Below are 10,782 nucleotides of genomic sequence, written 5' to 3' on the forward strand. Positions count from 1 at the left end.
CTAAAAGGCGCGGACATGATGCTGTGAGGAAAGCAAGAGCATTCATGAAAGAAGGATACCGATTCGTGGTCGATCTGGACTTGGAGAAATTCTTTGACCGCGTCAATCATGACCGTCTCATGATGAAAATTTCGGAGAAAGTGAAGGACAAGAAAGTACTCTTACTTATCCGTAAATACCTGCACTGGGTTTTTGTTTGTTAAAATTGTATAGTCTAAAACTTATTTTCGAAAGGCAAACGATTTTTCTAGTTGTAACGCGTAAAATTAACACTGTCAGTCCACAACTTTATTTTCTTTGGACAACAGTATTACTTTGACTTTTTCTTATCTGCGGATTTCCCCTGTTTCTTAGGGTCGTTTGATGGCATCGCGGCACGTTGTGAATCATTGGCACTGTTGATTTGAGTCATTTCATTTCTCCTTTCAAGTGGATTCCAGTTAATTATTCACCGATCAGAAAGGAACTATTACAACGTTTATTTACGACATTCTTAATGTTGGTCAGTATCTGCAGGGATAGTTAAATGCCTGGAATAACCGGTAATCGAGGAGTGAGCCCTCAACGACCGATGAGCCGAGGAGTGCGCAGCGTGATCTGCAGTAATGGATCTGGAACAAGTTGGCCTGTAGCTGCAGTCATAGATAATGTCTGAAATCCTACCGGTGATCGAGGAGCGAGCCGTCAGCGATCGATGAGCTGAGGAGTGGGCCACAGCGTGACCTGTAGTAATGGATCCGGTGTTCAAGGGAAATAAAGTCTTTTTTATTAACTACAATAATGATATTGCTTACGGTTTTAACGGTTGGCTGTCAAACATCTGAGAAGCCTATACAGCAAAATCTATCAGAAACACAGCTAATTGTAGGAACTGAAATAAAGACAGTCACAAAAGAGCAATTAAGAAAGTGACACCAAAAATGACTTACGAAGAAGTAATACGAATTTTAGGTCATGGCAAAGATATAGGCTCTGGATTGTATATTTTTCAGTATAAATACACAGATGGTCAGCAATTCACATTAGACTTTACATAACTAATTTACATAGATATTGAGTATCTATTATTCGTTCAGAATGATGTCTAGATGGAGTATAAGCGTTCTGGTGATACGCTTGTGATATGGAAATTGAATCGCCTGGGGAGGACGACAAGGCAGTTTCGTGTTTAAAGACCCAACGGCAAACGCGAGTACTCTTCCGTTTAGTTGGGAACCCTAGGGAAGCAAAAACCCTAAGGGAGGTTTATTTGAATGAAAATATGGTTTGTTTTCATCTTTATCCTTGGATCAAGTATAGGCTATGCGTTCCTTGTTGAAAAAATATTAGGGCTTCGGCTTGCCAAAACGATAAAAAATTTATATCCTCCTTTTACCATTACAACGAGTGTTGAGTATGTCACACTGGCTATTTTGGTTTCATTTATGATCATCCCTCAGTTGTTTTCTTTCATAAAAAAATCGATAAATAGCAACAAAAAGCAGTAGCCCTCAACTTTTTTTGAACAATCGTTTTCGAATCAGATGAACGATCACCAGAAAGATAGGGAGATACATTCCATATATCGGGATTAGAATGCTAGTAACCACTTCTTTCCCCATTGCGAGGAATTCGGCCCAGTTGCTTGCCAACATAAACGAGGCTACAAGAATGGTAATTCCTACGGGCAAAGCCATCTTTCGTATCTCCACATGGAACAAGTATGCAGCAACGCTCATTGCAGCATACATATGGATCGCGCACTTAAAGAATGCGCCGATAATTAGAGTTAGAATGACGAAAGCATCCATCCGTTGCACAAAGTCAGCAATATTAACCCGCGTGATCATCAAAAACAGCGGGAACGTCGATCTTGAGTAAATATCGGGTCCGAGCACGCAAATCTCGATGGCATGGGAAAAGCTTAAGATGAGACCGCTTGCGATGAGCGCGAATATCCCTGTTTTTCTACCTGAAACAGGTTTGTTCAAATAAGGCAGAATCGTTGCAAACGAAATGGTCTCACCGAAGGGGAACATCGTAATTCTAGGGAAAGCAGCTTTAAATACCGGTTTCCATCCTTTACTTAGTAGCGGAAATAAATTTTTCATGTCAATGATGTTCGAAGATAATATGAAAATAAAACCTAATAAACCTAAAAACAAGAACAACAAGAGGTATATTTCAGCTACTCTCGCAATGACTTCTACACCTTTGTTCAGTGCATAAATAACGGCCACAATCAATAAGGCGCTAATGACGAACAGGGGGGTCATGTCATAGGAAGCAGTAACGAGCAGCTCAGAGGTTTCCCGTAAAACTCTTGCATCATTATGGATGAGGAACAGAAGAAGAGACACATTCACGACCCAACCGATCGGCTTTCCAAGAATGGCTTTGATATAACCGCTAAGGGGTAAATCGGGATATTCACGGTACAAATAGTCGTAAATCAGGTATAAGCCGATGCCAAATACTAAAGCGATAAGAATGGCTATCCATACGGATTGCACGGAGGCAAACCCGATGGGCAGCACGATGGCTGTGCCGATTTCAAACAGAAAGATCATGGCAAATAATTGATTTGCATTAATTCTGGCTTTTTCCATTTGCGAAGCACACCATCCTTTACTGTCGTTTCTCTTTTTGTTGTTGCTCTGACATATAAGGCTTCAGGCGCATGCCCGAGCGGCGTATGTACGCGTCTACCTTAACATCTACCTCGCATGTAGAGAATTTCTCGCTCCAATCCTTTTTTATTTTCTCCCACAGCTTGGGGTTGGCTCGATTCACCGCATCGCCAAAGCCCAAAAAATCGCTTTTCTCATTTTGGGCTGCCTTTACAGCTGACATGACCTCACTCTCGGTCTTTATTTCCCATTCATTCTCTAGATCGCCTATAACACTCACACTACTTAGATCGATTGGACATTGAACCTCACTCAGATTTCCTTCCTCCTTTACATGGATATGAATGATCGGTTCCCCATTCTTTGTTTCCACATGAAGTTCTGTCAAAGAACGAATAATCTCTACTCCTATGGAATTTTTTTTCTTTTTACAATCAAGTTCAACAATAGTCGATTTCATTTTATTGAGAATCCATGTCGTTCCACGCGCTTCGCCATTATCAAGCCAGCCTTTCAATTTTCCATTTTTGAAAATTGCCATACCTTGAATAATTACATCGGCTGCCCGAATAGTCTGTTCCACATTTGATTTAACCATTCCTTTGTCCGGATCACCGGTAAGTTTAACGCCGTTGATGAGCGGTTCGCCTTGGTTTACCAAGCCTCTAAGCACCTCATAAATTTCGATCCTAAAATTTTCAGATAAAAGGATGGACGACATTTTTATTTTACCGGTAATGGAATTTGCTGGGATTTTCTCCAATGTGGTAAGCGTGCTGATAATCGGTTTGGCTTCACTTCCTCTAGCGACCAATACCATGGTGGTAAGACGTGGTTCCTTAGACCGTTCAAAAAAATCAAATAGGTCTTGAATGCCATGTTTCGCCAACTCCTCTCCGATCACCACCAGCTGTAAATGCGCAAAAAATAGCTGCCTCGGAACCTTCTTGGATGCATTACGAATAGCACTAAACAACGTATTTCCTTTTCCTGTATATACTGCTACAGGCGTAGTGATTCCCCCGCCGCCGGTAATGCCTGTTGCGACAGATCCTGGAATAACGACTTGAAAGGAAACCTTATATTCATTTGTCTTGGGAGACCTATCGATACCCATTGCTAAAACAAAGGCTAAATTTCTTAATTCCCGAGCATTCCAGCAACCGGTCAGCGATATCGTTATTATTCCTAAAAGAAAAAGGCATAACATTACCCGCTTAGCTTTCATATGGAATCACCTCACTTACTTTTCTTCTGGTCCAGGTGTGGGTGCCAGATGGTTTTTCATTCGTTTGTTATTTTTTTTACCAGTTATATGGGGGCGTGTCAAACGCGCCCACAAGGGGAAATGGAGAATAGCATCGTCTTGGTCCTGTAGAATAAACGGCGCAAAGGGAGCCATATAGGGAACCCCAAAAGAACGTAAGCTGCACAAGTGAGTGATGATCATAAACATGATGATCGCAATCCCAAAGAAACCGGTCGTGGCAGCAAAGGCCATGATTAGAAACCGGAGCAAACGAACTGAAATCGCCATATTGAAAACCGGGACAGCAAAACTGGCGATAGCTGTAATTGCGACTACGATAACCATCGCGGCAGATATGATCCCTGCTTGAACGGCGGCTTGTCCGAGAACTAACGCACCGACGATGGAAACCGCTTGACCAATCGCACGCGGCATTCGAACGCCGGCTTCGCGTAATATTTCAAACGTAATTTCCATCATAACCGCCTCCACGAAGGTGGGAAAAGGAACTCCATCCCTTTGCGCGGCCAAGCTGATCAGAAGGGCCGTCGGAATCATTTCCTGGTGAAAGGAAATGGCCGCGATATAGATAGAGGGGCCTAGCAGTGAAATGAAAAAAGCTAAGTACCTTATTAATCGAATCGCTAAACCTATATCAAAGCGCTGATAATAATCCTCAACCGACTGGAAATATAAGAAAAAGGTTGTGGGTGCTACGAGAACAAACGGAGTACCGTCAACAAAAATAGCAACCCGGCCTTCTAATAAGTTACCTGCCACGGAATCCGGACGCTCCGTATTCAACATGGTGGGAAACGGGGTGAAGGTTTCATCCTGGATCAAATCCTCGATATATCCTGACTCCAAAATAGCATCAATTTCTATTGCTTGGAGCCGATCCTTTACTTCTTCCACTAGCTTATCGTTAACGATTCCTTTGATATACATGATCCCGATATCGGTTTGGGTTACAGCGCCGATTTTCATGTGCTCCAACCATAAATTCGGGCTTTTAATCCGACGACGAACGAGAGATATATTCGTGCCTATGGATTCCGTAAAACCATCCTTAGGACCGCGGATAACCACTTGTGAGGATGGCTCTGAGATGGTCCGGAATTCTCCACCTCTTGTGTTGCCACTAATTCCTTGGGCCCAACCGTCAATAAAGATAACGGTGTCCCCAGAAAAAACGGACATGATGAGTTCATTCCAGCTCGTCACAACTTTTACTTCTCGAATAGTCTTCGCATTGTCTTTAATAAAATCAAAGATTGATTTATCCGCTGCTATATTTTTGAGTGATTCTTGGGCGGTATTGATCATTAACGATCTCATAATAAACTCGTCGACTAGCTTATTGTCGATCAAAGTGTTAACAAAAACAGCAGCCGCCTCAACTTGGAAGCCTCCAAGCTCAAAGTGGCGAATGATCAGATCGGAGCTATTCCCGAGTTCGCTCTTGATTTTATCCAGATTGGCATTCAAATCAGAGTAAAGGGGGATGTTTCCAGATTCTCTCAAGTCGGTGTTTTCATTTTGGTCAGGCGAAGGCTTTTTATTTTTCTTTGATCGGTTCCAAAAGAAGCTCATAGGATAACCCCCAAAAGGTATACCCATACTTTTCCTCATTTGCGTTTTTTTTATTCATAGGAATAAAGAAATGAACAGACATCAAATAAAGCCCCTAAGAGCAGGGGCTTCAGATTGAAGACAAACTCTAACGAGAGCACAGTCTAGAGTAAGACATTGTTATCAGTGTCATGGATCTTTAGTTAACTCACCTACTAAATATATTTCTAAAAACAAGCAAACTGGTTCAGCTAACGAAAAAACGCTAGTTCTAAATGCAACTAAGGCTATAGGATCGACCGGCAACCTTGCTACGTTAATGGACAGTTTAGTATGGAAAATGAAGGTGAATGCGTCGAAAATATTTCAGCGAATGATTCGCACACGAAAGTGGCGAATGCTTTCTACGCTGCATTTTTCGCCTTTAATTGGTTACACTAGCGAAGTTAACTCAACCGTAAGAAACACTGCCATGACTAATTTACATAAAGGATTCGTGACGTGATGGAGCTGGTTTATTTTGTGGGGTCCTGCTTATGGATACCGGTTGCCCTGAAATTCGGAGATTGGAAAAGCCTGAAAAGGTATGCTGCTTCGGTTTACTATGTGATGCTGGGGAGTGTGTTGGCCGTCGTTATAACCGCCAACCGCGAATTATGGATATATGAGTCGCCAACGTACCATATCGATGATACGATAATCGAATTGTTCATTACCTTCGTCGTTTTTCCCTCTGCCTTCTTTGTCTTTTTGTCACGGTACCCGAATGGATCAGGAGTTCTCAAACCATTTTTATATATCACGCTGTGGGTCGGCGTTTTTGCAGGCTGCGAAGCCTTTGTTCACTATTATCTTCGGATCATGTCGTATCAAAATGGCTGGATTATATCTGCTTTGCATTCGTGAAATTGAATGAAATGAATCCGATTGCTGCTTATATCCTCTTTGGGGTGTGTACTTTTATTTTTCTCTGGTTATTTGGATTTTCACTACATGATTTCAAATCGGGCGTTTAACCGGCTTTTGTGAATCCTAAAGGATTCACAATTGGAAAAGGAAACGAGAATCCAAATGCGGATTCTCGTTTTTTTTTGAAAAGAACAAGCTTTTCATACGCGCGGCCATGTGTGACCTATTTCTCCTGTCGTCTTCAAAGCTAACATCCGCCCGTATCCGCCTTAGACCGGTATATGAGTTATCGGTTTTGGATCCTCTGGCCACCCATTTTATGTATATGGCGTGAAAGTAGGAGGAGATCGTATCTCTTTTGAAAGTGGCGAACGATCTGCCCCTTTTTTCCAGAGTCCGGTACATGACTAGGGCGGCCACTGCGGATCAGGAACCTGCTAGCTTTTGTCTTGCATTTATAATTGATCCATACTTTTACAAGGTATTTCTTCCACTTGTTCCAATCGAAGATCATTTGTAACAAAAACATCCGCTTGTGCAATGATGGCGGATGCGATCACAAGCGCATCCGGTGTTTTCATTCCATATTTTCCTCGTAGAAAAGGCGACCCGTTCGGCAACCNTCGCAAAGGGAATGAAGTTGATGAAATGAAGAAAGGCAACACATACKTTTACAAGGTATTTCTTCCACTTGTTCCAATCGAAGATCATTTGTAACAAAAACATCCGCTTGTGCAATGATGGCGGATGCGATCACAAGCGCATCCGGTGTTTTCATTCCATATTTACCTCGTAGAAAAGCGGCTCGTTCGGCAACCGCATTATCCACGGGCACAACCGAAAGATTTGGGAAGTGGGCGAAAAGCAGCTTGTACTGCTTCTCTAGAGCCAAGTTCCCTTCCCGAATCGGTTTCACAAGGATTTCGGTTAATGAAATAGTTGAAGCAACTGCGGAATACGTTCCTTCCTCAATTTGTTCGAGTAGCCATATAAGCAGCCGGAGGAAGCCGGTTCTTTAACAATAGCCGGGTTCAGNTTCTCTAGAGCCAAGTTCCCTTCCCGAATCGGTTTCACAAGGATTTCGGTTAATGAAATAGTTGAAGCAACTGCGGAATACGTTCCTTCCTCAATTTGCTCGAGCAGCCACTTAGCTTTCTCACCAAATTCAGGATGCTGCTCAAACACATAAATAAAAATGTTCGTGTCTAACACGATTTTCTTATAAGAAGAGGGGGAGGAGGGGTTCACCAATTTTCTCTCTCCTTCCGAACATAATCATCACTTGGTTCATCTATCCATAACTCTTTTCCAAGTCCCCAAAGTTTGTCGGAAAATGATTTTGGTTTTGGCATCACAATGATCTCATCATGAACCTCATCATACTGCCATAACAGTTTATCACCAACTGCCAATTTTGCTTTCACGCGTATTTCCTCAGGGATTGTAATCTGATACTTCATCCGAATCTCGCTTTCTAATTTCGATATATGTTCCATATCACACCGTCCTTCGATTCGTCCTACTATTATTTATTTTATCACACTTATGTAAATTTAATCCAACTTTAAAACAGAAATACAAAACACGTCACAGAATGTCCCTTCTGTGCTCTAAATTGTGCTATAGTAGGTAGAAAAGGACGTTCAAGGAGGCCGCTAAGTGAGACAAAACACGACACGGAAGAATTTTTCGGTCTATGACCCGGATGAGGACCGATTGACGCTTTGGAAAGAGCGCTACATGGAGATGGAAATAGCAGGGGACCGGAAACGCGATGTCGAAAAAAAGATTGATCTGCAGCTGAGCCGGTTCATTGACTTCTTTCGGGACCGGTACGGTTATGAAAAAGTAACGGCTGTTGTAAAACGGGATGTTACGGCGTGGCTCAAGCATCTGTATCATCCTCCCGAAAAGGGAGGGAAGGGGTATGCGCCGGCCACCGTGAACAATCACCAGGCCGCACTGTCCCGGTTTATGAAATGGCTTCGGGTTCGAGCGCCGCATCTTCTGCCGGAAGATCCGACCAAAGGGATCCGGGAGATTATGCTGCCGGATCCTAAACCGCGGACGCTGACTTCCGAGCAGATTGTGACCCTCAAAAACATCTGTGATCGGCTGGAGCGGTTTCATCTCAAAAAGGATCGGCGCCGAATGAAGGGAAAAATGGAACTCAAAACGCATTCGCGCCCGCAGCGCGATCGGGCGATTGTTTACGTTCTTCTTTCTACGGGGCTACGCCGGGAGGAACTTGTAAATCTGAACTTGGATCAAGTCGAACCTAGTGACCCTGTGCAGCTGCGTGCAGCTCGCAGTGCAAAGATCGTCCGGATACGCGGAAAAGGAAAGACAGAAGGAACCGAGTATTTGTCGGCCGATGCAAGGGTTGCCCTTGCTGATTATTTGGAAGAAGAAAGGATTCACGATGCCTCGGACGAAACAGTTGCTCTATTTTTGAGTGCGAACGAAACATCGTCTCGCAAAGAAGATGGCCGGCTGTATCCTCGCTCTATTAACCGCATCTTGGAACAAATCGGTAAATGGCATGATGCAGAGCTGAAAGATCCGGAATGCTTCATTTCGCCACTGCGGCCGCATGACTTACGCCATACATTTGCAAATGAATTGGCGAAACATCCGGATGTGACGGAGCAAGATTTAGAACGTCTATTACGGCACCGGAATAAACGATATTTGAGCCTTTATACAAGACCGCCGGAGGCCACGTCTGCGGGTTTTGTGGAGAAGTTATAGTACCCGATCCGTGCGAATGGCGAATATTTCATAAGATTGTTTATCATTAAAACCATTTATAATTAACCCCGTTAACAGAAGAACTGGAGGCTTTTAATAGAAATGTATGGCACTGCACCTTTGTGATTGGGGTAATCAAAAATTTTAACTTGATGGGCATGTGGCGCGACCCCTACTTTAAATGAAAAACGCCGTTCCTTTTAGGATACGGCGTTTTAATATTAGAATTTCAATTCTTAGTAAATACCACTGAACATTAAAACCACAAAAAACAAAATCGCTAATACTGGCTGAGCAATTACATATCCAATCGTGGATTTTCCGATATTCTTGGACTTAAATATAAGCTTTTGTGCCAAGACAAACATGAGTGCTCCACCAAATGCCATTCCGATAAACATCAAAAGCACCGCTGCTCCAGGACCAGGAATCTGCTGACCAAATTTTGTAATGATTCCAAACGTGATATCAAAGGCAACTAAAGAACCAATGTAAACGCTCGAAATGCCTAAAATAAAACGGTTAACAGCGATTTTCTGCTTGGTAAATTTCAATAAACCGAAAACGAGTGCGATAGTAGCAATTGCATAGAAAACAAATAGTAAATTGAAGACCGCGATATCTGTGTTACCTGAAGAATAAATTTTAATCAAATTCATCTGTAAGAATCTCTCCTTTTTAAAGTAAATTATACAATGGTTTTCGCGAAATAGTATTTATCCCCTTTTAGCAAATGGTGCCATAAGCCTTTCAATGATTGATGAAAACGGCATATTAAAATATAGCATGCGAATTATATTGCTAATTCACATGCTAATGTGTATGCTTTTTTTAATTTTTTACTCCAAAACGGAACCCGTTAGAAAGATCCTCAGGACCTTTTTTTGTGTTCAGGTCTAGTCCAGAGAGCTAACATAGATAGGAAATGCTGCTTTAATAATGAAATTAACAAAATGTAAGCTTTGGGGAGGATGGAGACGGTAAATCGTCCCGTCCTGGAGCGGAAAACGGAGATTTCGAGTTGTCTCCCCTCGCATTTTTTTCAGAAAAATGGAACCAGAGTGGGAAGCGCATTGTCTAATCATCGGAGGTGAAGAGGTTGGAGGAATCCTATTGGAAACACTTGACGGTCATGGATGCCGGACTGCTGCGCGAGCTCATGATCAAGTACGGGCAGGAAGTTTGGAACTTGGCCTATATCCTGACGAAGCGGAATGATCTGGCTGATGACATCACGCAAGAAGTGTTCTTGAGTGCCTACCGGAATATCGAGCTGTTCCGCGGCGAGTCTTCCATCAAAACATGGCTGCTGTCCATTGCGCGCAACACGTCCGTGAATTACTTGCGATCCGCGTTTATGCGCAAAGTGACGCTCATGGCATGGGTCAGCAGCAAGGAGACGAGTCCGTCTGCCGAACACGAGGCGCTGGAGCAATCCTTATCCGATGATATTTGGAGAATCGTCATGAAGCTGCCTCTTAAGTTTAGAGAGGTCCTCATTTTATCCGGAAAATACGATATGTCGATGAAAGAGATCGCGGGTGTGCTCGGCGTATCGGAAGGCACGGTGAAGTCCAGATTAGCCCGTGCACGGCAGAAGGTTAAGGCTAATTGGAAGGAGGAGGGTACTGCATATGAATGAGTTTGATCCTGAATGGCTGCAAAAATTGAAAACAACTGATCCGTTGCGGG

9 protein-coding genes and 3 pseudogenes are annotated in these 10,782 nt (G+C 43.0%); 5 read left to right on the forward strand and 7 right to left on the reverse strand.

What is annotated here, in order from left to right; translation table 11 throughout:
- Together ASG81_RS26545 and ASG81_RS26550 are read left to right on the forward strand one after the other, a co-directional pair.
- Positions 1-182, forward strand: a pseudogene (locus ASG81_RS26545) (group II intron reverse transcriptase/maturase); the annotation flags it as partial.
- 1,071 nt (positions 183-1,253) lie between these two features.
- Positions 1,254-1,487 carry a hypothetical protein gene (locus ASG81_RS26550; RefSeq protein ID WP_056641742.1) on the forward strand — a complete coding sequence of 78 codons (234 nt, stop codon included), beginning with the start codon at positions 1,254-1,256 and terminating at the stop codon, positions 1,485-1,487.
- Positions 1,488-1,490: 3 nt separating this feature from the next.
- On the opposite strand, the gene ASG81_RS26555 is transcribed toward ASG81_RS26550, so the two are convergent.
- From ASG81_RS26555 to ASG81_RS26565, 3 genes are read right to left on the reverse strand one after another with little or no spacing between them, the layout of a single operon-like run.
- Positions 1,491-2,588, reverse strand: coding sequence for a GerAB/ArcD/ProY family transporter (locus ASG81_RS26555; RefSeq protein WP_056641744.1), 1,098 nt, complete (start codon positions 2,586-2,588; stop codon positions 1,491-1,493).
- 19 nt (positions 2,589-2,607) lie between these two features.
- Positions 2,608-3,837 (reverse strand): Ger(x)C family spore germination protein, encoded by a 1,230-nt coding sequence (locus tag ASG81_RS26560; protein ID WP_056641748.1) that lies wholly within the window; start codon positions 3,835-3,837, stop codon positions 2,608-2,610.
- A gap of 15 nt (positions 3,838-3,852) precedes the next feature.
- Positions 3,853-5,451, reverse strand: a complete 1,599-nt coding sequence (locus ASG81_RS26565) for a spore germination protein (protein WP_081417605.1) — start codon at positions 5,449-5,451, stop codon at positions 3,853-3,855.
- A 483-nt stretch (positions 5,452-5,934) separates the two neighbouring features.
- Between ASG81_RS26565 and ASG81_RS26570 the strand changes: the two genes are divergently transcribed.
- Positions 5,935-6,336 (forward strand): CBO0543 family protein, encoded by a 402-nt coding sequence (locus tag ASG81_RS26570; RefSeq protein ID WP_056641751.1) that lies wholly within the window; start codon positions 5,935-5,937, stop codon positions 6,334-6,336.
- Positions 6,337-6,962: 626 nt separating this feature from the next.
- On the opposite strand, the pseudogene ASG81_RS34225 reads toward ASG81_RS26570, so the two are convergent.
- From ASG81_RS34225 to ASG81_RS26585, 3 genes and pseudogenes are all read right to left on the reverse strand, one after another.
- A pseudogene (locus tag ASG81_RS34225) lies at positions 6,963-7,255 on the reverse strand (type II toxin-antitoxin system VapC family toxin); the annotation flags it as partial.
- Positions 7,256-7,375: 120 nt separating this feature from the next.
- Positions 7,376-7,587, reverse strand: a pseudogene (locus ASG81_RS34230) (type II toxin-antitoxin system VapC family toxin); the annotation flags it as partial.
- Positions 7,584-7,835: an AbrB/MazE/SpoVT family DNA-binding domain-containing protein gene (locus ASG81_RS26585; RefSeq protein ID WP_056641760.1), complete on the reverse strand. Its 252-nt coding sequence runs from the start codon at positions 7,833-7,835 to the stop codon at positions 7,584-7,586. The pseudogene ASG81_RS34230 and the gene ASG81_RS26585, both read right to left, overlap by 4 nt.
- 163 nt (positions 7,836-7,998) lie before the next feature.
- Between ASG81_RS26585 and ASG81_RS26590 the strand changes: the two genes are divergently transcribed.
- On the forward strand, positions 7,999-9,090 hold the full coding sequence (locus tag ASG81_RS26590) for a tyrosine-type recombinase/integrase (RefSeq protein ID WP_056641763.1): 1,092 nt from the start codon (positions 7,999-8,001) through the stop codon (positions 9,088-9,090).
- Positions 9,091-9,326: 236 nt separating this feature from the next.
- Here the strand turns inward: ASG81_RS26590 and ASG81_RS26595 are convergent, their stop codons facing one another.
- Positions 9,327-9,749: a hypothetical protein gene (locus tag ASG81_RS26595; RefSeq protein ID WP_056641765.1), complete on the reverse strand. Its 423-nt coding sequence runs from the start codon at positions 9,747-9,749 to the stop codon at positions 9,327-9,329.
- A gap of 431 nt (positions 9,750-10,180) precedes the next feature.
- On the opposite strand from ASG81_RS26595, the gene ASG81_RS26600 reads away from it, so the two are divergent.
- Positions 10,181-10,732: an RNA polymerase sigma factor gene (locus tag ASG81_RS26600; RefSeq protein ID WP_327205193.1), complete on the forward strand. Its 552-nt coding sequence runs from the start codon at positions 10,181-10,183 to the stop codon at positions 10,730-10,732.
- The last annotated feature ends 50 nt before the right edge of the window (positions 10,733-10,782 follow it).

The sequence above is a fragment of the Paenibacillus sp. Soil522 genome (assembly GCF_001428245.1).
GTDB lineage: Bacteria > Bacillota > Bacilli > Paenibacillales > Paenibacillaceae > Pristimantibacillus.